Annotated in this window: 17 protein-coding genes and 1 tRNA gene; 6 read left to right on the top strand and 12 right to left on the bottom strand. The window is 53.6% G+C overall.

Going from position 1 to position 24,882, the window contains the following annotated elements:
• The first annotated feature begins 144 nt into the window (after positions 1-144).
• The 4 genes from ACR0MQ_RS10245 to ACR0MQ_RS10230 all read left to right on the top strand — a co-directional run bounded on the left by ACR0MQ_RS10245 (position 145) and on the right by ACR0MQ_RS10230 (position 5,644).
• On the top strand, positions 145-1,611 hold the full coding sequence (locus ACR0MQ_RS10245; RefSeq protein WP_480607876.1) for a DUF4153 domain-containing protein: 1,467 nt from the start codon (positions 145-147) through the stop codon (positions 1,609-1,611).
• On the top strand, positions 1,589-2,266 hold the full coding sequence (locus ACR0MQ_RS10240; protein WP_480607873.1) for a response regulator transcription factor: 678 nt from the start codon (positions 1,589-1,591) through the stop codon (positions 2,264-2,266). The genes ACR0MQ_RS10245 and ACR0MQ_RS10240 overlap by 23 nt, the downstream gene beginning before the upstream one ends.
• Positions 2,254-3,219 (top strand): sensor histidine kinase, encoded by a 966-nt coding sequence (locus tag ACR0MQ_RS10235; RefSeq protein WP_170777035.1) that lies wholly within the window; start codon positions 2,254-2,256, stop codon positions 3,217-3,219. Before ACR0MQ_RS10240 ends, ACR0MQ_RS10235 begins: the two co-directional genes overlap by 13 nt.
• A 211-nt stretch (positions 3,220-3,430) precedes the next feature.
• Positions 3,431-5,644, top strand: coding sequence for an NADP-dependent isocitrate dehydrogenase (locus tag ACR0MQ_RS10230; RefSeq protein ID WP_480607870.1), 2,214 nt, complete (start codon positions 3,431-3,433; stop codon positions 5,642-5,644).
• 389 nt (positions 5,645-6,033) lie between these two features.
• Here ACR0MQ_RS10230 and ACR0MQ_RS10225 read toward each other — a convergent pair whose 3' ends face one another.
• The 12 genes from ACR0MQ_RS10225 to ACR0MQ_RS10170 form a co-directional block, all read right to left on the bottom strand.
• Positions 6,034-7,140, bottom strand: coding sequence for a transporter substrate-binding domain-containing protein (locus tag ACR0MQ_RS10225; protein ID WP_170475001.1), 1,107 nt, complete (start codon positions 7,138-7,140; stop codon positions 6,034-6,036).
• Between the two features lie 44 nt (positions 7,141-7,184).
• Positions 7,185-8,447, bottom strand: coding sequence for a type 2 periplasmic-binding domain-containing protein (locus ACR0MQ_RS10220; RefSeq protein ID WP_480607867.1), 1,263 nt, complete (start codon positions 8,445-8,447; stop codon positions 7,185-7,187).
• A 23-nt stretch (positions 8,448-8,470) separates the two neighbouring features.
• Positions 8,471-9,250 carry a PP2C family protein-serine/threonine phosphatase gene (locus tag ACR0MQ_RS10215; RefSeq protein WP_170544189.1) on the bottom strand — a complete coding sequence of 260 codons (780 nt, stop codon included), beginning with the start codon at positions 9,248-9,250 and terminating at the stop codon, positions 8,471-8,473.
• Positions 9,250-10,215, bottom strand: a complete 966-nt coding sequence (locus ACR0MQ_RS10210) for an FHA domain-containing protein (RefSeq protein ID WP_170774231.1) — start codon at positions 10,213-10,215, stop codon at positions 9,250-9,252. The genes ACR0MQ_RS10215 and ACR0MQ_RS10210 overlap by 1 nt, the downstream gene beginning before the upstream one ends.
• 199 nt (positions 10,216-10,414) lie before the next feature.
• Positions 10,415-12,610, bottom strand: a complete 2,196-nt coding sequence (locus tag ACR0MQ_RS10205) for a serine/threonine protein kinase (protein ID WP_170774229.1) — start codon at positions 12,608-12,610, stop codon at positions 10,415-10,417.
• A gap of 340 nt (positions 12,611-12,950) precedes the next feature.
• Positions 12,951-14,240, bottom strand: a complete 1,290-nt coding sequence (locus ACR0MQ_RS10200; protein WP_480607864.1) for a dynamin family protein — start codon at positions 14,238-14,240, stop codon at positions 12,951-12,953.
• A complete protein-coding gene (locus ACR0MQ_RS10195; protein ID WP_170703407.1) occupies positions 14,237-16,279 on the bottom strand; it encodes a dynamin family protein in 2,043 nt (680 codons plus the stop codon). The genes ACR0MQ_RS10200 and ACR0MQ_RS10195 overlap by 4 nt, the downstream gene beginning before the upstream one ends.
• A gap of 70 nt (positions 16,280-16,349) precedes the next feature.
• Positions 16,350-17,198, bottom strand: a complete 849-nt coding sequence (locus ACR0MQ_RS10190; protein WP_170780402.1) for a hypothetical protein — start codon at positions 17,196-17,198, stop codon at positions 16,350-16,352.
• 24 nt (positions 17,199-17,222) lie between these two features.
• Positions 17,223-17,624, bottom strand: coding sequence for a hypothetical protein (locus ACR0MQ_RS10185; RefSeq protein WP_010441394.1), 402 nt, complete (start codon positions 17,622-17,624; stop codon positions 17,223-17,225).
• Between the two features lie 25 nt (positions 17,625-17,649).
• Positions 17,650-19,293, bottom strand: a complete 1,644-nt coding sequence (locus tag ACR0MQ_RS10180) for a dynamin family protein (protein ID WP_480607861.1) — start codon at positions 19,291-19,293, stop codon at positions 17,650-17,652.
• 8 nt (positions 19,294-19,301) lie between these two features.
• Positions 19,302-21,302, bottom strand: coding sequence for a dynamin family protein (locus ACR0MQ_RS10175; RefSeq protein ID WP_170474970.1), 2,001 nt, complete (start codon positions 21,300-21,302; stop codon positions 19,302-19,304).
• 2 nt (positions 21,303-21,304) lie between these two features.
• The gene (locus ACR0MQ_RS10170) at positions 21,305-21,718 is read right to left on the bottom strand and encodes a hypothetical protein (protein WP_170774218.1); all 414 of its coding nucleotides are present in this window, start codon (positions 21,716-21,718) and stop codon (positions 21,305-21,307) included.
• 765 nt (positions 21,719-22,483) lie between these two features.
• Here ACR0MQ_RS10170 and ACR0MQ_RS10165 point away from each other — a divergent pair.
• A tRNA-Leu gene (locus ACR0MQ_RS10165) sits at positions 22,484-22,568 on the top strand.
• A 491-nt stretch (positions 22,569-23,059) separates the two neighbouring features.
• Positions 23,060-24,823 carry an adenylate/guanylate cyclase domain-containing protein gene (locus tag ACR0MQ_RS10160; RefSeq protein WP_480607857.1) on the top strand — a complete coding sequence of 588 codons (1,764 nt, stop codon included), beginning with the start codon at positions 23,060-23,062 and terminating at the stop codon, positions 24,821-24,823.
• The last annotated feature ends 59 nt before the right edge of the window (positions 24,824-24,882 follow it).

Below are 24,882 nucleotides of genomic sequence, written 5' to 3'. Positions count from 1 at the left end.
AAACCGTCTTAGCCAGCTAAAGGTGCAAGGGAAAGAGACCTTGATCTGGGAAAAACCGTCTCTGCACGAAATCTGCACGACCGCTGCGCGGTGATCTGCACCCAAGCGGGCCAAATAGGGCCAGCATAAACAAGGAGCAGTAATATGGGACAGTTCATCGTACGCGGTGTTCCTGCGTCAGTTTTACAGGATAGTTGGTGGTTTGACGCCGCTGACAAGAATCCGAGCAAAGAAGATGGCACAACGGGACCAGGTAATCGCGATGCCACCATCGGATTGGTCATTCTGGTTGCATTGGCGGATGTATTGTTTTTCGAACATGCGCCCGGAATTTCTTTAGCGGCCTATACGCTCGCGGTTGCCGGAGTTGTTTGGGTTTTGCTGGGCCGCCGTACTGGTATGACGGGACCGGCGGTGCTTTTGGTCCTCAGCATATTGCCGGTCGTGGAATATGTTCAGGCCTTGTCCTTGGCCTTCTTGCTGGGCGGATCGACCGTGGCGCTATGTTGGGCCGTGTCGGGGCAATGTCAGGGGACCTCGGTGCGCCGGTTTCTGTCCCAATATCCTTTGCTGTCGATCAGACAAGGGATTGAGGCGGCTCAACACAGTCATTCTGTATCTAAGGACCAAAGGATAGCGCATCGCATTTTGCGTGAGTGGAGCTTTCCTGTTGGTGGGGCTTTGGTTCTGGCCTCTCTGATAATATCAGCCAATCCAGTCTTATCGGAATGGAGTGATCGGATATGGCGTTTTGATCTGCGCCTCGATCGACTGTTGTTTTGGTTCGGAGTCGCAATACTCATCTGGCCGGTCCTCGCGGTTGTCCGACAACCAGAATTGCTATCCCCGCGGTTAGGACCCAAGCAGAGGCGTGGCTTTCCGGCGTTTGGCGTGAACGCACAGTCTGTTGCCAACGCACTGATCACATTCAACATGCTTCTGGCGATCCAAACCGGTATGGATGTCGTGTATCTGTGGGGTAGCACGGAACTTCCCAAAGGGATGAGCTATGCGGAATATGCGCATCGCGGCGCCTATCCGTTGCTGGCAACGGCCTTGCTTGCAGGTGCGTTTGCGCTGGTTGCACGGCCTTTTTTGAACGAGAGGTCAGGGCTGACAAGATGGATGATGTTATGGCTTGCGCAGAACGTGCTGCTGGTGATCTCTTCCATGATGCGCTTGTCGCTATATGTGGAATCCTACGGGTTGACCTACCTACGGGTTCACGCTGCGATCTGGATGGTGCTTGTTGTAGTGGGATTGAGCCTGACCGGTTGGCAAATTCTGAAAGGCAAATCGAACCGGTGGCTAATGGTCCGATCAACAGCTTTGGGGACTATCGTGCTCTATGCGTGCTGTTTTGTAAATTTCGCCGCATTGATTGCCCGCTGGAATATTGAGCATCCGGTTCGGTTTGATTTCTACTACGCATGCCAGCTCAATCATATGGCTGCGGCCGAATTGATGAAAGACAGCCGACTGCGGGATTGCGCAACCCCTCCGGTCATCGACAATTGGAGGAATTGGGGCTTTCGCGCAGATCGGGTGATCCATAATCTGAACGCCGAAACATTGCCGGAGAAGGTTGATGAAAATCCTCGTCGTGGATGATGATCCGCGCCTGCGCGAGTTGGTTTCGATCACGCTCGAGCGGGCAGGCTATCAGACGGTCACAGCGCGAGACGGTCAGATGGCGCTGACCCATGCGATACGGGAAGCGCCTGATCTGGTTGTGCTGGACGTCGGCTTGCCCGAGCTTGACGGACTTGAGGTCTGTCGTCGCCTGCGGGCGCGTTCTGACGTACCGATCCTGTTCCTGACCGCACGCGATGATGAGATAGACCGAATTCTGGGTCTTGAACTGGGGGCCGACGACTACGTCACCAAACCTTTCAGCCCGCGCGAATTGGTAGCGCGGATCAAAGCCATCCTCAAACGCAGTACCACAGAAGGCTCGACCACGTTTCTTCGGCATGGCCCTATAGAGTTGGATGTTTCCGGCCATTCGGTTTGGGTTGATGGATCTATGCTTGCGTTGACCGCAACCGAGTTGTCAATCCTGCGCCGATTGATGCAAACACCCGAGGCTATAGTCTCGCGCCCTCAATTGATCGATGCGATCTATGGCGCAGGTAGCGCCGTAGCCGACCGAACACTGGACAGTCATCTAAGGAATCTTCGCCGCAAGCTTGGGGATCAAGGTTGGATCGGGGCTATCGAAACCGTGCACGGAATCGGGTTACGGATGGGCACATGGCCGGGTTAAGGCGCAAGTGGCGTCCTTCATTGGGATTTGTTCTTGGCGGAGGTCTGGCAGGTACGCTCGTTTTGTCTCTGCTGGGTCTGATCGCTTTGCGCTACCTTGGACCTGAAATCGGGTTTCGCAATGCTGCAGGTCTTCTGGCGGTCCTGATCGGCTGCGCGACCGGAGTGCTTGGGTATCTTATGGTCCGGCTATTACTCCGACCGATTTCGGCGCTCGCTTCTTATTCAAGCGCGGTGGAACAGGGTCAGCCGGCCGAGCCACCCGATCACTTTGGAACGCAGGAGCTGTCTCGCCTCGCCGGTTCAGTGCTGAGTATGGCAGATACTTTACAACGGCGCGAAGCTTCGATCCGTGTGTTTGCAGATCACGTCACACATGAGTTGAAAACCCCGGTCACAGCAATCCGCGCTGCAGGCGAGTTATTGACGGAGGCCGATGCACTTACAGATCAGGATCGCACATTGTTACACCAGATACTGGGCGCAAGCGATCAAATGCAAATGCAGCTTGCCGCCTTGAATCGTGTTGCCCAGGCAAGGGTGCCTGAACACCATGGAACATCCACGATTGCTGGACTTGCTCACAAAATGCGTACGTCATTTCCCGAACTGGATATCAGCGTTGAAGGGTGCGAGCGGACCTTTCCTCTTGCCTCTTCTGGTCTGTGGATTGTGTTGAACCAACTGTTAGACAATGCCCGCCGACACGGGGCAGGGCGGGTGGCCCTGACGGCGGAAGCCGAACGGTTGATAATTCAGGATGATGGACCTGGCATATCCGATTGGAACCGGGATCATATCTTCAATCCGTTCTTCACCACAGCCCGCGAACGGGGAGGGACCGGTATGGGATTGACTATCGTCGCTAATCTGATGAGCGCGCATGGCGGGCATATTGCGCTGATCCCTTCCGATAGAGGTACGCAGTTTGAAATCCGTTTCCCAGATGGGTGAAAACTAGGCATCAGCAAAAGGTATTAAGGCCCGTGTCAATTTGCGCCTCTGTATTCGATTGATCCTAAGCCAATCCTCATTTATTGGAGGCCCTGTCAAATCAGAGTCACCCGTGGGGCCGACGTGTCCCCTTACGGCTCGGTGCCAAAACTACAGCGGCACATACTCTTGGATCGCACGCCCCTGAAAGGCTTAAAAAAGGTAAGGGAATATGGCAGAAAAATCGAACTTCGACGTATTGTATACCATTGTAGACGAAGCGCCTGAACTGGCGAGCGCCTCGTTCCTGCCCATCATCCGCAAGTTTGCATCAGCCGCTGGTGTCAGCGTTGGAACCAAAGACATTTCGCTTGCCGGGCGTATTATCGCGACCTTCCCCGAGAACCTGACAGACGAACAACGCATCACCGATGACCTAGCTGCATTGGGTGAGTTGGTGAAAACTCCAGATGCAAATGTGATCAAACTGCCGAACATTTCGGCCTCGGTACCGCAATTGGTGGCTGCCATCGAAGAGCTGCAATCGCAGGGCTACAACATTCCGAACTACCCTGAAGAGCCTTCGACAGATGAAGAAAAGGCAATCCGCGCGCGGTATGACGCCATCAAAGGATCAGCTGTGAACCCTGTGCTACGGGAAGGCAACAGCGACCGCCGTGCTGCACGTGCCGTAAAGAATTATGCTCAGAAAAACCCGCATTCGATGGGGGAATGGAGCGCTGACAGCAAGACCAAAGTTTCGTCGATGTCAGGCGACGACTTTTACGCCAACGAGAAATCGGCAACTATCACGGCGGCGCAGGCTGGCGATGCAAAGATTGAATTCGTCGGTAAAGACGGCGGGGTAACAGTTCTGAAAGACGGTTGGCCGCTGGCTGAAGGTACCGTGGCGGATGCAACTTTTATGTCGGTCAAGGCTCTGTCCTCCTTCCTTGCAGATGCCATCGAAGACACCAAGAAAGACGCCACCATGTTCTCGCTGCACATGAAGGCGACAATGATGAAGGTCAGTGACCCAATCATCTTTGGTTATGCTGTCAAAGCTTGGCTGGCGCCAGTATTCGAGAAATTCGGCGCAGAACTGGATGCGTTGGGCGTAAATCCGAACTCAGGGCTCGGTGATCTGCTTGAACGGGTTCAGGGCAACGCAGAAATCGTCGCCGCAATCGACGCGATCAAAGGAGATCGCCCCTCGATGTACATGGTGGACTCTGATCGCGGCATCACCAACCTGCACGTCCCGTCAGATGTGATCATTGACGCGTCGATGCCCGCCGTGATCCGCGCAGGCGGCAAAGGTTGGGACGAAGCTGGTGCCAAGGGCGATACCAACTGCGTGATCCCTGACCGTTGCTATGCACCGGTGTATGATGAGGCCATCAAATTTTTCAAATCCAATGGCGCATTGAACCCAGCCACCGCTGGTGCCGTCGCCAACGTTGGACTGATGGCGCAGAAAGCCGAGGAATACGGATCGCACCCGACGACGTTCGAAGCACCCGCAGATGGAACCATCCGTATCATGCTGGCCAATGGCGAAACGCTGCATGAGCATGCAATTGAAAAGGGTGACATCTGGCGCGCCTGTACCGTCAAGAAAGCTCCGATCGAGAACTGGATCCAACTGGCGATGGACCGTCAGCGCCTGACTGGTTCCGAGGCCATCTTCTGGCTAGATGCCAACCGCGCCCATGACGCCGAGCTAATCAAATACGTTAAACCGGCGCTTGAGGCCGCAGGCGTGGCCGACAAGTTCCTAATCATGGCCCCGCGCGAGGCAACCCGCCAGTCGTTGGAGACCATCACGGCAGGCAAAGACAGCATCGCCATCACCGGTAATGTGTTGCGGGACTACCTGACCGATCTGTTCCCAATTCTGGAGCTCGGTACGTCAGCCAAGATGCTGTCGATTGTTAAATTGATGAATGGCGGTGGTCTGTTTGAGACCGGCGCGGGCGGTTCGGCTCCGAAGCACGTGCAGCAGTTGGTCGAAGAAAACCACCTGCGCTGGGACTCCATGGGTGAGTTCTGTGCGCTCGGAGAGTCTCTGAACTTCCTGGCAGACAGTAAGGGCAACACCAAAGCAGGCGTTTTGGGTGCGGCTGCCGAAGCGGCGACACAGGGTATTCTGGACAACAACAAGTCGCCCAGTCGTAAGGTTGGTCAGCCGGACAACCGTGATAGCCACTATTGGTTCGCCCGCTACTGGGCCGAGGCTCTGGCAGCGCAATCCGATGATGCTGATCTTGCCGCCGAGTTTGGACCGCTTGCAAAAGAGCTGGCAGACAAGGAAGAACAGATTCTGGCAGAGCTGGCAGCAGCCCAAGGCGCGCCTGCGGATTTGGGTGGTTATTATCACACTGATCCCGCCAAAGCGGCAGCCGTAATGCGGCCAAGTGCGACGTTGAACGCGCTTATTGACTGAGCGCGGTTCAGGCACCGATGCCCAAAAAATCTACCGGCCCCATTGCGGGCCGGTTTTTTTGTTTCCAGAATAAGAAAAGGGCCGACCCCCATAGCCAGCCCTTTTCTGAGTGAGTGGTGGGGCTTTCGCCTCACCGGTGCAGTTGAGTTAATCCTACGCTTATTACTCGCGCTGAATATTGGGGGATTCCCGTAGGAAGCTGCTTTTTATTAGCAAAAAGTGTTTTTTGTTAACCTTATGTCTGCGCTTTAATCCCAATACACTGTTTTCGACCCGTGATTCTTCGCCTTGTGGTTCTTGTGCTCTACTACTCTCTTTCGTCAGTAATGATCTGATAAAAAAAGGCCGGTCATAAGACCGGCCCAAAAATGGTCGTATCGACCGAGGGATTAGTTGGATGCCGCGTTAAGCTTTTCGTTCTGTTCGCGCAGCGTGTCCGAGATAATCGCATACCATTCGCCGGATTCACGCATCTCAATCAGACCCTTGTTCATCATCGCAATGTATTCGCGTGCGAACGGGTTGGTGCGATGTGCGAGGAAACTCATCGACGACAGAGTGGATACATACGGGTTTTCAACGATGTCAGCCGAAGTCAAACCCATGTCTTTCATTGTCGATGCAAACAGGTCGACCTCGAACGCGGCCACATCTGCGGTTCCGGTCAATACCGCATCAAGGCAATCTCGGGCCGAATTGGGCTGAACAACAGTTGTATTCTCGCGGTTCAGACCTTGTTCTTCCAGTACAACCATGCTCCAGCCTGCCATACGGCAAATGGTTGATCCCTCAAGGTCTGAAAAATCCGTTGCCTTTGCGTACTCGCTTTCAGGCAAAGTGAAGAAGCCGCCGACGATGTCATATACCGGAACAGAAGCGACAAATTGGGTGCAGCGGGCTTCGGTCTCTGCAGACCACTCATAAGAGCGGTTGGTACAATCCGGTACGGTCCACGCGATCGAAATATCAAACGCACCCAATGGCAACAGTGTGTCCAGATGCGAACTCCAGTCATCTACAAAGCTGACCGAGAAGTCGCGGCTGTTGCCTGCACGCTGGAGGCTTGTTGTAGCCAGGCGGGTCATGATGCCGCCACCGTTCAGGGCTTCAGTCGTGAACGGCTCCCAACCGTTACCTGCAACCATCTTGATCGGCGGTGCATAAACGTTCGAGCGTTTGACACTCGCTGCACGCTTTTCTTCGGCAGCAATCAGTTCTTGCGCGCTCTGGCCGTTTGGCAGGCTGCCATCCTCACAGGGCAAAGCCAGAACCAAGCCATTTTCAAGCGAACCTGGATTGGTGATCGCGTTGCGGTTGGCGTTGAATATCGGCTGATAGTTCGAGGTGCCATAGGCGGCGATGGCAATGGTTGCCAGTGTGTCACCATCCTGAACGGTATAGTTAGAGCAGGCCTCTTGTGCGGCAGCTGCGCCTGCGCTCAGGGCGGTGAGGGCTGTTGCCGACAGTACTGCTTTCTTCAGTTTCTTGTTAAACATGTCCACTTCCTCCAGACTTTTGTTTTGTCAGGCCTTCGGGGGCCTTAGCCATTTTCCATTTGATAGCGCAGTGCGGTTGATACGATGTCGCGCCACTCGCCAGATTGCTGCATGATCGCCAGACCCTGGTTGAGCGTCTCAAGGACGGCTTCCCCATCTGGATTATCTTTGTGGGTCATGACGTTAAGCGACTTGATTGCCGCCAGGTTGGGGTTTTCAATGATCTGATGCTCATAGCCGAGCCGTCCGATTGCCTCGACCGCCAAGTGGGCTTCAATTGCTACAATATCGGCGGTGCCATCCATGACCGCATGGAAACAATCATCCGGCGATACCGGCCGCATCAGGGTGACTGCCGGCTCATAGAGACCGACCGCATCCATATGTGACAGCGACCAGCCTTCTGGCCGACAGATCGTGGCGCCAGCGAAATCCGAATAGGTCAAAGTCTGTTCGTAACCCGACCCGCCCTTCGCAAAGAAGGTATCTACAACTTCGTAGAACGGGTTCGAGAAGTTATAGGTTTCGCACCGAGTACGGTCCTTTTCAGACAGACCATCTGCTGCTTCGCAATTTGGACGCGACCAAGGGAATGTGGCATCAAAGGCAAGCGTTGGCATCAGAAGATCGAGATGCGAAGACCAGTCATTCACAAACTGAATTTTATACGGTTGTTCGGGCGCGGCTCGCAGCATCGCTGTTTCCACGAGGTTCGTATAAAGCCCACGATTTGGCAAAGCCTCGTCCGTGAACGGAGCATAGTTGCCACCTGTGATCATCAAGACCTGACGGTCACGAACTTCCGGGCGCTCGCCACCCTTTGCGTCCCGGATCAGCGCTGCACCTTCGGCACGAGCGGCTTCGATTTCTTCCAAAGCCGCCGCTTTTGCAGCAACTACCGCATCTTCGCTTGCTTTTTGCGCTTCTGCCTCAGCAGCAGCCACGCGTGCCTCTGCTGAGGCAATGGCTTTTTCGGCGCGCTCTTCCGCTGCTTTAACCAATTCCGCCGCCATTTCCGCCGCTATACGACCAGCCTCGGTATCAGGAACCAGAGCTTCGCGCCCCAAATCCTCCAGACAAGGAAATGTCAAAATATCTCCAACACGAATGATATTTGGGTTCGAGCCAATTACATCGCGGTTTGCATCGTATATTGGCCGATAGTCTTCGGTCGCATACACCGCGATCGCCAACTCCCGTAGGCTATCGCCGCGTTGGATCTCGTAGGTTAAACACGCCTCTTGCGCTGAAGCCGTCCCTGTTGCGGCTGCTAGAGCGAGGCCGGATATGATAAGATGGTTTCTCATTTTTTCCTGTTTCTCTGCCTGGTTCATGTCTGTGCCGGTTTAACCACGGCGATTGAAATGTTGTCCTGATCCGGGTCTGCTTTGGCCTTCAGCGCCTGAAGAAGCGCGTCGGCGATATCGCGAGCCGGAGATTGATTATGAGTACGCAGCAAAGTCTCGATCTCGGTGTTATCGAGATATTGCAGTCCATCACTGCCAAGGATCAGAATATCTGCCGGCACCAGATCTAAAGGCTGTTCCGGGCAATCAACCTTCGGGATTGCAGCGCCCATGATGACCGAGGTCAGCTGGTTGCGATCCGGATGCATCTGCGCCTCTTTTGCGCTGAGCAGACCCTGCGCGATCTGTGCATCGATCATCGGGGCCATCGAGTGGTCCTCGTTGATCTGTGACAGGGTATCATCGCGAAACAGATACAAGGGGCTATCGCCGATCGAAATCCAAAAGATCCGCTGTTCCAACATCAGCATGCCCAGAAGGGTAGAGCCCAAGTTGACCTTGTTCTCTTCGCCATGGCTGGCGATTGCGGCGTTAGCCTGCATTGCGGCCATCGGCAGAGCGTCGAGCAGTGCGCTCTGAACAAGGTCAGGCTCATCCAACTGGGCATCCATCGCGTCGCGCCAGGCAGAAATTATCAGCTGCGAGGCAACTTCACCCGCATCATGGCCACCCATACCATCGGCAACGACGACATATCCTGCATCCGCCGTATCAGAGACCCGTGCGGCAATCGCGTCTTCCTGCGAGTCGCGCTGACCCTGGTCGAGGATCAGGGCAATATCATATGCAGGGGTCGCCAGCATTAATCGGCATCCCGCCAGTCAAAGCCATCATCGCAGAAGGCCATGAAACGGATCGATGTCTCGCTGATGCGGATAGAGTCTCCGTTTGACAGGGCAATGGTGCTCAGCACGGGTTTGCCATTCAGACGGACCAGATTGGCCTTGCCGCCATGACCCAGATAACATTTCCGATCCTCAGGATCATAGGCGATAACAGCATGGTTGCTGCGCGAGATTCCGGTATCTCCGAAATCCAGCTGAATAGCTTGATCATCGTTCCGGCCGATCTGCATCAACCCTTCGGTTAATGTGATTGCGGCACCTCGGCCCGGACCGGCGGTTACAACCAACCATCCGACAGGGAAAGTTTGTTGCACGGCCTCGGCTTTTGCGACAGGTTCGGATATTTCCATCAAGTCCTGAACATGCGTGTCTGCCCGTTCAAAGCCCAGGAAAGTGGTCTTCACACGCGAACGCCGGTCTTCTGAAGGCGCGGCTGGCGCTTCAGGTTCAGTCACTTCTACAACCGAGACAGCCTCCGGTTCGGGTGCGGGCTCAGGCTCCGGAATTGCTTCTATCTCAGCTTGGGTTTCAAAGGCTTCCTCAGGCTCCGCAGTCGCAATTTCCGCGACGGCGGCGAGTGTCTTGTCGTCCTCGGCTTCATCCTCAGTGCTGAGATGAAGCGTCACGATTTGCTCGTCTTCGTCTTCAGCTTCCTGCAAGTCAGACGCTTCTTCTTCCACAATTTCTTCAACGATCTGATCTTCTTCGAACTCCGGCATAGGCTCTTCCGGGATCAATTCGTCAGATTCTTCATAGTTGTCTGAGCTCACGTTGCCACCAGCCAGTGCAGCGCGCAGCGCGTTGAAGTCGGCAATTGGCTCAGGCTTTTCGTCCTGTACTACGTCTGCTTCTACCGCTTCATCTTCTTTCGGTTTGCCGGCACCCTCGAGAAGCCGGCTAAGAGGGCTTTTGTATTTAAACATGGTGACGACACCTTCTTTGTTTTCTGTTGCGGGGATCAGCCCGCAGGATGGCTACTAACCGCTGCCTAAAAGGGCAGAGGCACTATTGAATAAGAAACAGGGAAACTCTTACTTCGCGACGGGCCGGCTCCCGACGGGGCGACGATGGAGATGCCGCCCCCAGTACACAACCTGGCGATTTTCACATAAACCGGTTCAATTACTCCTGCGTTAGCTGCATAACCGCAGTGCCTTCTCCGCCATTGCGCAGTATGATCAAGCGCGCCTGGGGCTGATTGTCGGAAGCAAGAACAGCGAGAACGTCATCAAGGCTTTCTGGCTGGTCGAGTGCCGTACCTGTCTGCGCTTCACGCAGAACAACATCACCTTTTTGTAAGCCCCCCACGCCGTTCTCCGGGACAGAGGCGACAACGGTTTGCCACCCCGCGTCACCTGCATGATGGGCTTTGAAAGTGTATCCGTTCTGCAATCCAAACATTCGGTGAGCAGGCAGTGCCAAAAGCCCGTTTTGTGCACGCGTCTGACCCAGTTCACGATAGCGCGCCGCAACACGGATATACCCGTCCGGATCGACCGAGAAATTATCCAGAACCTGTGAAACCAGAGTTGCGTCCGGGCGGATCGGCTCGCTGTTGAGCCTAAAGATCGTGGTTCCACGCTTCACCCAGTCGCCGATGACAGCCGTGTCCAGGTTCGCGTCGACATCATTGATCGCAATGACACTGCCTGTCGCACTGCGACGTTTGGAGATATCAAAGGGTACTTCAATATCCCAATGTCCAAAGGCCACTTGATTTTCCGCCAGAGTCACCGGTTCTGAAGTGGTCTCATCGTTCAGTGCTGTCTGTACCGCTGCCTCTTCGGATTCAGCTGAGGTAGCAGGTTCCGCATCTACTGCAGCGGGCACCTCTGATGCCACTTGTGTTTGCTCGACAGGATCTTCCTGTTTGGTTTCTGTTTCGACAACCGGTTCTGCCTGTGCATCTTCTGGGTCTGCCGCTACGACCTCAGGCTCTGTGACCGAGATAGTTTCAACCTGTTGCGGTTCGGTCTGGGAAACTGCGGCCTGCTCGATCGGCTCCGGCGTTGCCTCGATGGAGTCCGGTGTTACCTGAGTTGCCTCTAGTGTCGGCTGATCACTTGACAACATGAAGTACCCACCGGCTGCCAACGCCGCCGCGACGACAACGGCACCTGCTATTACCTTACCGCTGCCACCTGAACCGCTTTTGATAACGGTATCTACTGCTGCGACGGCTTCGTCTTTGGGTGCAAATTTTGCGAGATCGTCTTCGGATTTTTCCTCATTGCCAAGCGCCAGATCAGAATTCCCTGCAAGCAAGGCAGTCACAACAGCTTCGGCATTCTCGCTTTCCGCTTTGATCCGTTCTTTTTCGGCCTGCTCGTCTTTACGATCCATGCCGACGATGACTGAGACCGGGCGGTAGGCGAAACTGTCGAACATCACCCCGGGACCACGGAACATGCGCAACCAGTCCAACGCGGTTTGCAAGCGGTCAGGGGTGTGAACCTCCATCGCCTTATCAATCGCCTCAAGGAATCCATCGGGATAGCCTTTGAAACGTCCGGCTAGCGGGATGTATGGGTCGTCTTGTCCGTTGTTGAATGCGTTCAGACGTGTCTGACCATCAATCGGCCGCTCGCCACTAATCGCGTGATAAAGGGTTGCAGCAAGCACATAAAGATCACTGCTAGGCCCTTGTTCCGCCCCACGCACGTAAAATTCGTGTGGTGAATACCCATCCTTGATCACGCGCAACGTCAACAGGGCCGCCGATTTGTTCGCTGCCTGTTCGCGTGCTGCGCCAAAGTCGATCAGAACCGGCTCGCCATTTTCGTCAATCAGGATATTGTCCGGCGATATGTCGCGATGCAACATGCCGCTTTGGTGAATGAACGACACCGCAGAAAGCATCTTTTCGGTGACCTGAACGATGAAATCAGGCCCGCTTTTGTTGTCAGGATATTCGACATAGTCCAACAGATCGCAGCCACGGATCAGGTCCATAGCGATATAGGCGGTGTTGTTGTCTTCAAACACCTGATGCACGTCGACAATGTTTGGGTGGACTAGCCGCGCATGGTTGCGCGCTTCCTGAATAAACAGATCGATAATGGCGCGGAGATCATCCTTGTGGTCGGGATTGGCGGCTTCGACCAGATCACCATTCCGCTGACAAAGTGCGCCAGGATAGCATTCCTTGATGACAACATCGCGATCCAGACTATCGCGTGCGAGATAGGTTATACCAAATCCACCGTTGCTTAGAAAACGGAGTATTTCATACTGACCGCGCAGCAGCTTCGCGCCTGGCTGCAATCCTTCGATCTGAGGTTCGTCGTGCGTTGTGCCGACAGCCTGGTTGTGGCTCATTTCTTCCCGCCCATTCTACTCGTTTTTTGCGGCTTAGATAACCAGGGCTTTAGCCCGCGAACTCACAACCAAACACAACCGCAGGACACTTTAGACGGTTAGACGTTTCAAATTTGACTTTATTTGGGCCACCTGATGGCTTCACTAAGGATCAAAAATCCAGAAATCGCACATATAGTAACTTTCAACACTTTGCATACAATATAGTGTATTCCTAAGGTGAGCTAATCGGATTCTATAACTTCAAAAACCGCGCTTGGTCCACGAAATCGAAACAATAGCGCGGTGATTCCGATCCTTTCGAATCGCTGCGTTGCGGCTCAATTATTGCGGGAAAAACTCACGTTCCGGTTTTCGGAGGGGCAGACGCGACCGAGCTGCCGGCCCATGCAAGGTTATCGCTAAGCTGTGCAAGGATGCTGATCGCGTCTTTGAGAGGTGCATCGCCACTCTCGAATTGTAGTAGCAACAGCAGGTCGGTTGCCTTTTCGAACTCAGCCGGAATCCAATCAGCCTCGGGGTCGATTTCGGATCCGGATTCCAACCTCTCGGCAAAATCCTCAACAATTTCCTGACAACTTTGCAGAAAGGCCGCAGGCTCGATATCCGAGCTTTCACGCAGGTCGTTGTAGATACTGGCTATGGCTGCAAGCCAATCTTCGAGAATTGGATTATCCAGAGGGGGCAGGGCGGTTTCTAAGCTTGATTGGACCGCAATACCGTCAGCCTTAGCGTCACCTTCTTCTTCAACCCCCGTGAGCTCTTCCAGATAAGGCAGAAATTCTTCGACCAAGTCCTTCTGAGCTGCTTCAAGATCATGGCGTCGATGGTCAGACGCCACGCTTAACACTTGTTCGGCCAAATTTTGGCCGCCGCAGATCTCCCAAAGATCAAAGTCAGGCTCGGGTTCCTGCTCCATTGCACGCACGGCAACCGGCGTGCCAATGGGTACAACCGCACGGAACAGATCACCTTTTTCTTTATTCAGTCGGGCAACAACCCGATCCAGTGAATCCCGAACCGGAGGCAAGTCGGCGTGGGTTACGGCCAACAAGCTGTTATCGCGCAGCTTCTGTGGCACCTGCGCCCACAAATGCCGTTCAGTTTCGCGCCAGGCGTTGGTTCCGTTGGTACACCAAATGGCGCAGTCCACATACTCCAGCAATCCCAGTGTCTGCTTGTATGTATCATCCAAAGCACCGGCACCGGGCAGGTCGAATAGCGAGATCTCTTGTAGGGCCGGGGTGTTCAACCCGACCGAGATGAAATCAGGTTCGTCAGCTGCGGCTTTTTCCAGCGCAATCCCTGAGTAGACCTTGGGTTCCTTGTCCCACCAACCAACGGTGGTTTCAGGAGTATCGGCGTAAGCGACGATAACCAGCGGCAGTTTCAGATGCTGCGGCCCGGTGGGCAGAATGTCAGCACCTGCAAGCATGTTCGCAAGGCTGGACTTCCCGGCGCCAAATTCCCCGGCAAAACCGATTGACACCGCGTTCGAAAGCCGCTCGGCATGAGCCAAGGCGCGGGAACGCATATCGTCCAGCTCAACCGACGAAGGGGCGTTTTCAGTAGCGGTCAGGAAACGCTCTAACTGGCGCACTTCCTTCTCGGTTCCGGGGAATTCAATCATTCTGCGGCCTCTGCCTGTCGAGTGTCCACGGGTGCGGTTCCATGTACCGCACCCAGTTCATCGCTGATGCGGCGGGCCTGGTCAACCGCACGTTGAGCGTCGGCACGGGCATTTGTATCGTCGGTTCCGGCGCGATGTTCCAGATGTCCGGCAAGTAGTGCCAAATAGTGATCCAGCACCGTTTGCATGCGCTCGATCAGATCGATTCTGGCGGTATCCACCAGATCGTCACCAATCATCTCGAATTCCTGTACGATCATTCTTTCCGCCCGGTTCAGAACGCTACGGCGCGAAATCAGTCGCGATAGCCATGTCACACGCAGTTCGACCGTAATACCCCGCGTCAATGCACTGGTGTCTGGTCTGAACCAACGCACCGCGCTTGTATTCATGCGATTGTCCACCGGCTCCTGCCAACCAGGCAGGGCACGCAGGGCAGCATTGCTTTGCATGTCGATCGCATAGAGCTCACTAAGCATGCGTTGACGCACCACCTGAGTCGCGCCTTGAACAAGCTCTCGCATCCGCTCACGCAGCGGTGTGAAATTCAACTCGGTATCACCGTCTTTGGTCAACAGAGGGGATTGGCCATCGGGGCCACGTACGACAATCGAAACGGCCTCGGCAACCGTATCGTCCATTACGCCGCGCAGATTGGCCAGCACGTCATCCATGTCGTTGGTGATCGCCCGGGATTTCTCTGCGATCAACGCGCGCAGATCTGTAAGTGTCTTGTTATTTTCTTCAACATTTGCCGTGTCAGGCCCGTCCTGCTCCTCAATCGCACGGAGCCTCGCGTTGCTGCGCTCAAGCTCACCCTGGGCAAAGCTGTTGAGGTGCTGCCAAGCCATATTGAGTTGTTCCTGGCGCGGGCCTTCCGTCAGAGCTTTAGTCACATGGCGGCGCAAATCGGGCAGGCCCGACGCGATCATTGCGGCAAAACGTAATACGCCTTCGCGGCTGATAGGGCCGGGGCCTTGCTTGATCTCTTCGACGCCATCCAGGTATTGCTTCATCTGCTCAGGATGAGCCCGAAGCCAAGCGAGTATCTGATCGTGGTCAATGCCGGTTTCATCACCGGTCAGAGCGTAATGCGCCCATTGGGCGCTGCCCATCAGGACATCGATATCCGAATTACCTAAAGCATTCTCAAGCCCGTCCAACACATCAGCGCGCACCTTCGTGGCATCCTCAGCACCGCCGCCCAATTCATCGACACGGTTGATGAAAACCACAATCTGACCAAGCTCTAGCGCTTGCATCAAACGGAACAATTTCAGATCCGCGCGCGACAACGCCTGATGCGCCGAAAGCACCACCACAAAGAAATCTGATTCCTTGAGGTATTGGCGCGAAATTTCCTCGCGGATCAGCAGCGGGTCATTGACACCCGGTGTATCGGTAACGGTTACCGGATACGGGAAATGGCCGATGTCAAAATAGACTTCGGCCTTGCGGGTGATATCGCTATAAAGACCTCGGTCCGAACCGGGGTCATGTTCCCCTTCATCCGTTGGGTCATCTCCGGCACAAACATAACGTGCCAGATCATCTGATGTTAGTTCATCGAGATCGTGATGCTGGCCCAACAAGTGTTTGTAGCTATCACCAAGACGCAGCTTGGCGCGGGTTTTCATGGCCTCAACCTGCTCTTCGATCATCTCGCGTTTATAGCTGTCTTCCTCGTCCGGGAACATATTGCGCAGCTCTTCGCCTTCAGCGATCAGAGCTTGCCATTGGCGATTGTCGAAGAAGTGAAACTCGGCACCCGATTTCCTGCCGGATGGATGGCCGAAATGCATGTCGGTGATCACAGTTGTCCAAGGGTTCACGTCTGAGGGTAGATATTCCGCCTGCCCGGTGAAACCATTGATCAAGCGAGACTTGCCAGCCTTGATCTGGCCTACGAAAGCGATCGAAGGCTTGAGGTTCGACAGATCGTCAACAATGCGTGAGATGAAATGACGTGTTTCGTCATTGCTCATCCCATTCATGTCTTCTGCGATGCGAATAAGCTCGCGGCGGTTTAACTCACTCATAAGATTTACCCTGGTAACTCGTATTTATCATCTAGCTTTGCAAAATGGACACTATTTGGCAGGAACGCGGTCATTCGACGGCGTTTTTCAAAGATTTCCACAGGTTGACAGCAGCGCCCAGCTTACGGGTGTCATGAAACGCGGCTGCAACGTCCTCATCATCGCGCAGGATCGCAAGGCCAACACCTTGACCCCCGGATGGTCGCATTACGATCAATTGCGGCTCTGACAGTATGTTAGATACATCTGCTTGCCAGCCGAGGAGATCTTTGGTGAAACGCGCCAAAAGGTTTTCGTCTGGATGCGCAGGCTGCCCTTCGGAACAAAGCCCATCAAATTTGACCTCATCGCTAATCAAAAAGCGTCCCAAAGCAAAGCGTTCAGAACCTTCATAGAATGCATCAGTGATCCCCGATGGGCTCTGTTGATCCGTTTCTACTTCAGGTTCAGGGGTGGCATCCGGAACAATCGTCATACGCCGCTCATCCGGTAGAACAATATTTCCGCAAGCCGCCTCTACCTCAGAAAATGTTATGCCCACATCATCCGCTTCAAGCGCCGAATCCGGTCTGAGCGAAATCAACTCTAAAGGGCCGGGGGCGATCGCGATGTCAGAAACCAGTTGGGCCAGTCGGCCCGTCAAGTTTTCACGGGCATCGGTTTCAAAATCGGGTAAAGGCCCCGAAACACAGCGAAAGACATCGGTGATCCGAGAGCTGTTCACTTCAACCGCCAGCATTCCTCCGTCGGCCGCCTTGAACTCTAGCCTCCTTGGCAGGATCGTGCCGCGAATAGCGTTCAGTACCTCACCTCGTCTTGCCTGCGCAGTTTCGCCCGACAGATATACTGCGGGAGATAAACGCGCGACCGAAGATTGCCCGATTTCTTCGAGCAATTCGAGTATTTCGCCATCCATCATACCGTGAACCCCCTCTGGTTCCGTCTATACCGCAGCAGCCACCGAGCTGAGGCTGAGATGTGATTTTGTAAGCGCAAGCCCGGTATTCGCGCTGTCGCGACAAATATAGCAGACAACGTGATCCGGGTATTTCGGCGTTCTCAGAAAGATATGTATACGATCATTGGCGAACACCGCGATTTCCCCAAATCCGGGGTGTTCCGTTTCATCTATCTGTGCCGTGCGCAACAATTCCTCAAAGCCTTTTGTGCCCCGGCTTTGAAACAGGTTAGCAACTGAAAGCGCCAGATTTTCTAAAGCATCTGAACTCTCTCGGTCTGCAGCATCAATGCCCAATAGCATCCCTGTTTCCATATCAACATACCCGGCTGCAACGCAGTCGGGTATGGTCTCGATGGCCGAGGCTAAGGCGGATTCTATCGACATTCAGATATCCACCTCAAAGAATGTTTCAGATCGCGTGCCATTCTGCTCCACCGTTTTTGCGCGCTTCCACCACCGGTCGCATGCTGGCTTCGCTATTGCGAGCGGTGTGCTCCAGCGCAATCTGATCATACTCGGACAAAAATGCAGCAAAAGCGCTTTTCAAGCCTTGGGCATCATCAGGCAGACTTTCCCGCGCTACGATCTCGCTCCACATCGCAGACGCGCTGAGTGGCGATTCCGAGGGCAGAACGCTTGGATCGGCTGCTTGTTCTTCAGACGCCTCTTCATTCGACTTCGCTTCGCCACTCAATTCAACCACTTTGGCTGGCGTGAGTGAGTTTGATTCCGGTTCCGGCTCGTATTCTTCTGTTGATTCCTCAGATTGCTCAGAAAGCAATGACGTAATCGACGAGATAGACACTTCGATGTCCGAAGCCGAGCTCTCCTCATCGACAAAAGTCTCCTCGGATGTAGAGGCTTCTACCGTTGCATCTTGTTCATCTTCGGGACCGAGAATAATTAGCTCCGCATCCTCTTGGTCCTCTTCTTCATCCATGAAAGCAAACTCATCGACGTCATGGGTCGGGTTCGCCAAAAGGTTCAGATCCAGCGGGTCATCGGATTGTTCTGAGAATACGGAACGCAGATCTTCATCAGCTGGTTCTGCTTCAGAGGTCATTTCGGCGCGCATCCGTTCTGCCTCGTCTACGTCAATTCGCGGGCGCTCAGCTTCTTCTGAGCGGCGCTCGACGCGGGCAGGGCGGATTGGAAAGCTTGTGACAACATCACTGCTCGCTTCAGCCGGAGTGTCAGCCAGCGGATCCTGATGCACCAACGGTACATCTTCCATTCGGCTTTCCGGATGCAAATGGCTCACTTTTGGTGCTTCGGACAGGGATTTATCAATTTGATAGCGGGCTAGCATATCCGCTCGCTTGTCCATAATCTGCTCGGTGATCTCCAGGAAACTGTCGACCATCTTACCACCACCGCTGCGTGACCAAAGTTCGGCATCACCGGTTTTGTCACGGGCCATGATGGCATCACGGGCCGAGAACAGTATCGTGCGATTGAACAAATGACCCGCTTCGCGATTTACGCGGCGCAAGACCTTTTGCCTGTCTTTCTGATTTAAAGCATCCGCACGTGTCACCAGCAGCAGCGATTTGTGCTGCAGCCTTTCAGGCAGCGAAACCCAGGTGGCACGTTCAGTCTCGCGCCAGGCTTGTGTCGAGTGGGTGCACCACAACACACCATTGGCTTGGCCAACTGCACGCTGCCAGACATCCGTCGAAATCTTCGGGTCCGAAATCCCGGGTGTGTCGATCAAGTCGACCGCCTCAAGAATATCGGCCTCAAGGAAGATGCGAATGAACTGGGCGTCGTTGACACCAACCTGTTCAAGCTGATCCAACTCGATATTCTGCGTACTGCCATCATGGCGTTTGATATAAGCGGGTCGATTGCCCCAGCTGAACCAGATCGGCGGCAGCTGCGTAGCTGTGACCTGTGTTGGCAGTGCCTGTTTGCGTAGCAGGAAATTCATCAACGTCGATTTGCCTGCACTGAATTCTCCCATGAGCGCAAACACGGGTTTGCGGCGGGACCACTGCTCGATGCGGTTCCATGTCTTGGGAGAGACGAAGCGGGTTTGTGAATTTTTTACCATAACTCTTCTTATGCTGCTTCGTTACTAAGGTCTTTCAGGATATCGCCCAGAATATCGTCGCGCGATTTCTGTGGCTTCTGCTCGGCGATCTGTGCCGCAGCCCTGTCAGGTGAATGCGAGATGCTGAGCAACGTATCTTTCTGCTCGACCATAAAGTCGGTCAGCGTAGCACGTACATTCTCCAGCACGGCGGCAATCTGGTTCTCCTCGATATCTTTAGTGATCGAGTTCGCCTCAGACGCGATCAAGCGCGTGTAGTCTGCGGCATAGGCCTCAAAGCCCTTTCGGCGTTGCCACCATCGGCGCCACCATGTGCTTTGCAGGTCCAGCGCAATAGTGCGCCCAATCCCGAGTGGCGGAGGCACGCGTGGCACGATCGGAGCTTCGATATTGAATTCACCCAAGTGATTGCCCAACAGTTTCTGGTACAACGCCTCGACATCCGCCGCCGCTGCTGAATACAACGCACCGGCTTCCTTGCGCATCGAACGGGCAAAGCTGAAATATGCGGCTTTCTGCAAAGTTCGCAGCCCGGCCGGGTCATATTGCCATGTACCCTGCTCTCCATTTTGCTCAAGATGTGAGATCAGAGAATCTGTCGCGCGCTTGACAAAATTCGCTTCTGCCGTGGCAAGTCGCTCCAGTACCTTGTCGCGCAGTTTGGTTGTCAGCTCGGAAGCTTTCTTTTCGTATTCGGCTGTAACCCTCGCAATCGCGTCTTCTGGCGACGCACCATCTAAATCCCGAACAATTCCATCCGAGTTTGATAAGGTCTTAGCAACAGCTGTCGCCCGAATCTGACTGGCGATATTGCGCGCCCGATGCCGGACGCGATCCAAAAGCCGCGTTCCGGCGCCTTCGGCAATACGCTCATTCATCGCGAGCAACAAATCGGGCAGGCCGGAAAGCGCCCAGATCTTGTCGAGTGACGCCGCCTGATCGCCGAAACCGGCAGCCAGGTAGAAAGTGTTCAATGCCTCGCGCGATTCTTCTGTCAGAATGTCCGGATTTCCAGTGAGTGCTGCCTCAGCCCACAGGGCGCTGCCAAAGACAACGCTTGTGTTGGCGTCAATGTTGTTCTGCTTCAGGGTGTCCTGAATGCGATCGCGAATCTCGGGGACCTGATTGACCGGGTCAGACAGTTCATCAATCCGGTTCACAAACAGAATGATCTGCCGGTTTTCGAACTGAGCGATAATACGCATCAGCGCCATATCCATCGTGGTCAGTGCCTGGCTTGCAGCCAATACAACTATGCAAACCTCCGACCCTCGCAGGCTGCGCAAAGTGATCTGTTCGCGCACCATGAATGTATCGTTCACGCCCGGCGTATCGCAAAGCTTAAGCGAAATCGGATATTGCGGGATATCCATAAACAGCTCTGCCGATTTCGTCACATCCGCAAAACGACCCGTCTTTGGGTCGATATCTGGGTCATCCTCATCCCCAAGACAGACATACCGTTGGACAAGTTCATCATCGAAATAGTCATACTGGTGACTTTGGCCAAGGATCAGGTCGAAGTGTTTGCCCAACCTTTGCTCGGACTTAAACTTCATCTCCCCGATCTGACGACGGATGTCATCCATCTCATCATCAGCACCAGCACGGTTTGCGAGTTCGCCAAGGCGACCGCCGCCAACCATCAGGTTGTCCCATTCTTCCTGCTCGAAAAAGGTAAACTTGGACTTGGTGCCCCCTTCAGTCCGGGTATTGATATTCAGCGTGGTCACCACAGACGTCCATGGGTTCACATCCGAGGGTAGCAGATTTGGTCGCCCCGCCAGAATGTTGACGATGGACGATTTCCCGGCCTTTACCTGCCCCACCATTGTAACGCTGGCCGAGAAATTCTCCATTTTAGTCTTGAGCGCCGCGAGCCGCGCGGAAGAACGCGCATCCGCCACCTCTGTCAGTTGGTCGATCTGCGTCGTCAACGAAGTCATTGTCTCTGTCATTTCGGACAGAGCCTCGTTTCCTACAGACAGAAGGTGGTCGTTACGCGCCATGGTTAGCCTCCGGTACCTGTTGCGGCAAATTGGTCCCCTGCCCCGTCCGGCAGGCTCGCAAGCGTGTCGATGCGCGCGATAAGATCCAATGCGTTACCGAGGATCACAGCCTCGGTTTGCGGTGAAATTGATTCATATGCGAAGGAATCAGCAAGCACTTCGATAGAACTGAAGCCTTCCCCATTTTCCAGGCAGGCGACACGGCGCCCCGTTGGAAAATCTTCTGATTTGTTTGCCGGCAAAGGCATGCGGGCATTCGCCAGCAAATAGCGATTGCCCGAATGGGTTTTGAGCGCAACGCCGAAACCCGTGCCAGGATGCTGGCGGTTCAGAGTTTTTAGCTCGCCGATAAAACTATCTCGGGCAAGACTTACAACGTCCTGCTCGGAAGCAGCGGATTTGATCAGGTTGGTCACGACAGAGACCCTTGTTCTGGAGTTGAGCAGAAACTCGCACGGTGCCAGAAGGCAAAAAGACTCATTAACTCCTGCGTTCAATCAATTACGATTTCCGCGGTGTTATTTTGACGCGAATAGGATATTTTGGCGTTTGAAATGTGGCACAAATAAGGTGGCGGACCTCATAAATACCTCAACCTATAAGAGAATGCCTGAAAAGCACGCACCAACTGGACCCGTAACCGATTCCAATACTGAAAACTCTAATCTGGTGCGATGGATCAGAATTGGGCCTCAGAATATCTTATAACTATTTGTTTTTTAACAATGTTAATCGATCCCCCTCGCTAAGTGTAACTTTGCTTAAATTTCCTTCAGGCTACTCACACAACACACAAAATATCACTCTGGCGACCCTTCGCCCACAAGCCTCGTGGTGAGCTCAACTTATAGGTGCAACACGCTTACGATCAAAAAAGGTCTACAAGTTCACCTTTTGGAAACAATAATAATGTCAAGATTGAGCCTATTCTGACATCTCAACGAACAGAAAATCTCTGCACTTAGGTCTAAATAAACCCGCCCTTCAAAGACATTTCCTTTTCGACGGATTGCCACTTTGGACTTGCACTCGATTCTCAGGAGCTTGGATGAAGCGCAATTCGACGTCTTATTGTTTCTCGTATGGCGATAATAATCTTGTGTATTGTCGCACTTTACCTCTCGCGCTCCCTCAAAAGCTTTGCTATTGAGCGCCTCGTCGCGATGCTTTGGCATCGGGTTGCGGGTGTGGCGAAATTGGTAGACGCACCAGATTTAGGTTCTGGCGCCGCAAGGCGTGGGGGTTCAAGTCCCTCCACCCGCACCAAGAAATCAATAAATTATTATAAATATTAAGTACTTAGATAATATCAACCATCATTGGCCCCACTATCAGGCCAACCTTGGTCTTGCCGTAGTCTGCGTATAGTTGGCTAAATCAGCAATGGGCCGTGGAGTGAGCCTTTAACGATCCTTCGAGCTTTTCCATCCGAGTGTATCGGTAGTTGTTTGGACTGCTCCGCATGGTTAAATTTGGATTAGTTACCCACGTTTACTCTGGAACCGTGCATGTAGCCGCCTACCAACGGTTTTGCGAATCACCAAAGCGAATATTTGGCATTGTTAGGTTTAAGTCCTGCATTGCAGACATTCGCGACAACTTGCTTGACCCTCTACTTTGCGAACAAAACAGCCACTGTGAAACCAGCTAACGAGCCCCTTTTGACCACTCAGGTCTTGTTGAGCGCGAGATGCAACTCAGAACTGGATTTCAGTTTTCCGTGAGTCTAGTCTCCTTTTTTTGGGAGGGTTGTGTGTATGAAACGAAGACTTGCTGCAATACTTGCGGCAGATGTCGTTGGTTACTCGCGCCTTGTCCGCTCTAACGAAGAACGGACATTAGCGAAGTTGCGAGAACTTCGGGAAAGTGTTGTCGAGCCCGCCGTTGCAAAATACGCAGGTCGAGTAGTCAAATGGATGGGCGACGGAGTATTGACGGAGTTTGCCAGCGCCGTCGATGCAGTTTCATGCGCATATGCTATCCAAAGTTCTATCCATTTACGCAACAAAGAAGCCTTGGGCGATCGGGAGATAACCTTTCGTGTCGGCATAAATATCGGTGACGTTGTGGTGGAAGGTGATGACATTCATGGCGATGGAGTAAACGTGGCCTCAAGATTGGAGACGCTGTCCGATCCTGGCGGGATTTGCATTTCGGCCTCAGTCCATGAACAGATCAAGCACCGCTTGGATGTGCCTTTTCAAGACGCGGGAGCTCAGCAGGTTAAAAACATTGTAGAGCCAATCCGCATCTGGAAATGGACGAACTCGGCGAATGATGACGCAGGAAGTAAAAAGTCCACCTCAGATTCAGCTTTGAATTCAGCCCCGAGCCTGCCGGAAATTCCTTCTATCGCGGTTTTGCCGTTTGACAATATGTCGGGCGATGCAGAGCAAGAGTATTTCGCAGACGGCATGACAGAGGACTTAATCACCGACCTCTCAAAATTGTCTGGCTTGTTGGTCATCGGCCGCAACTCTTCATTTGTTTACAAAGGCAAGGCGGTGGATCTGCGGCTCGTCGGTAAAGAGTTGGGCGTGCATTATGTCCTAGAAGGTAGTATCCGCAGGGCGGGCAACCGAATTCGTATGAACGCGCAGCTAATTGAAACCGGAAATGGAAGCCACGTTTGGGCCAATCGCAGGGACGGAACGCTAGAAGATGTTTTTGACCTGCAAGACGAGATTACACGGGAAATTGTCGACGCGCTGTCTGTTCAATTAAGGGAAGGCGAGGAAACGCGTCTTGGTAGTCAATACACAGGTAATACTGAAGCTCGCGACTGGTTTCTCAAAGGCCGCCAGCGCTATCGTGAACCGGGTCCGCAAGCCAACGCCGAAGCGCAGGTACTGTTCACCAAAGCTTTAGAAGCTGACCCAAACTTTGCCTACGCCATGGCCGTTAGAAGCTACCTAAAATTCCATGCTTGGTTCTTTAAGTGGAACAGCCACCAGAATGCGTTCGAAGAGGCGTTGGCTGAGGCTGAGCTTGCCGCCAAAATCGACCCTAACCTAGCGGCCGCTCATGCTTTTCTGGGTTGGATGCATATGTGGGGCGAAGGCTTCAAAAGAGCTCTTTCTGAGCATAATACAGCCTTGTCATTGGACCCCAATTCTTCCGATGGTCACTTGTGGCAGGCTTCGTCGTTCATTTACGCGGGGACACCGGAGTTGGCAATTGCTCCAATGGACCGAGCTATGCGGCTAGAACCGCATACTCCACCGATATACCTTCTGAATTATGGTCACTTGATGTTGCAACTTGACCGCTATGAAGAAGCTATCGAATATTTGCAAGCGGCAATACGCAACGCACCTAAGTTCCCTATGAACTACATATTTCTGTCGGCAGTGAAAACTGCGCAGGGCAAGTTGAAAGAAGCTGAGGAAGCTGGCTTGAGACTTCTCGAACTGATCCCTGTAGCTACGGTATCCACATTGAGTTCCCAATTGCCTTACGCAAAAGAAGAGCACAGACAAAAAGTCGTTGCGGGCCTGAAAGCCGCAGGACTGCCAGATTAATGATAACCAAAGAAGTCGGCTAAGGCTCGATGCAATCATTTGCTGAGTAGTGGCAGATT

It is taken from the genome of Ruegeria sp. AN6 (genome assembly GCF_056540425.1).
The sequence above is the reverse complement of the archived record's forward strand: the minus strand, read 5'-3'. Positions and strand labels throughout refer to the sequence as shown.

Coding starts and splice junctions, on each gene's coding strand:
- ACR0MQ_RS10215 (WP_170544189.1), bottom strand. CDS start 9,250: ATGCTGGCGACCCCTGCATATGATATTGCCCTGATCCTCGACCAGGGT.
- ACR0MQ_RS10235 (WP_170777035.1), top strand. CDS start 2,254: ATGGCCGGGTTAAGGCGCAAGTGGCGTCCTTCATTGGGATTTGTTCTT.
- ACR0MQ_RS10190 (WP_170780402.1), bottom strand. CDS start 17,198: ATGATGGATGGCGAAATACTCGAATTGCTCGAAGAAATCGGGCAATCT.
- ACR0MQ_RS10245 (WP_480607876.1), top strand. CDS start 145: ATGGGACAGTTCATCGTACGCGGTGTTCCTGCGTCAGTTTTACAGGAT.
- ACR0MQ_RS10230 (WP_480607870.1), top strand. CDS start 3,431: ATGGCAGAAAAATCGAACTTCGACGTATTGTATACCATTGTAGACGAA.
- ACR0MQ_RS10200 (WP_480607864.1), bottom strand. CDS start 14,240: ATGATTGAATTCCCCGGAACCGAGAAGGAAGTGCGCCAGTTAGAGCGT.
- ACR0MQ_RS10205 (WP_170774229.1), bottom strand. CDS start 12,610: ATGAGCCACAACCAGGCTGTCGGCACAACGCACGACGAACCTCAGATC.
- ACR0MQ_RS10210 (WP_170774231.1), bottom strand. CDS start 10,215: ATGTTTAAATACAAAAGCCCTCTTAGCCGGCTTCTCGAGGGTGCCGGC.
- ACR0MQ_RS10175 (WP_170474970.1), bottom strand. CDS start 21,302: ATGGCGCGTAACGACCACCTTCTGTCTGTAGGAAACGAGGCTCTGTCC.
- ACR0MQ_RS10225 (WP_170475001.1), bottom strand. CDS start 7,140: ATGTTTAACAAGAAACTGAAGAAAGCAGTACTGTCGGCAACAGCCCTC.
- ACR0MQ_RS10220 (WP_480607867.1), bottom strand. CDS start 8,447: ATGAGAAACCATCTTATCATATCCGGCCTCGCTCTAGCAGCCGCAACA.
- ACR0MQ_RS10185 (WP_010441394.1), bottom strand. CDS start 17,624: ATGTCGATAGAATCCGCCTTAGCCTCGGCCATCGAGACCATACCCGAC.
- ACR0MQ_RS10160 (WP_480607857.1), top strand. CDS start 23,060: ATGAAACGAAGACTTGCTGCAATACTTGCGGCAGATGTCGTTGGTTAC.
- ACR0MQ_RS10240 (WP_480607873.1), top strand. CDS start 1,589: ATGAAAATCCTCGTCGTGGATGATGATCCGCGCCTGCGCGAGTTGGTT.
- ACR0MQ_RS10180 (WP_480607861.1), bottom strand. CDS start 19,293: ATGGTAAAAAATTCACAAACCCGCTTCGTCTCTCCCAAGACATGGAAC.
- ACR0MQ_RS10195 (WP_170703407.1), bottom strand. CDS start 16,279: ATGAGTGAGTTAAACCGCCGCGAGCTTATTCGCATCGCAGAAGACATG.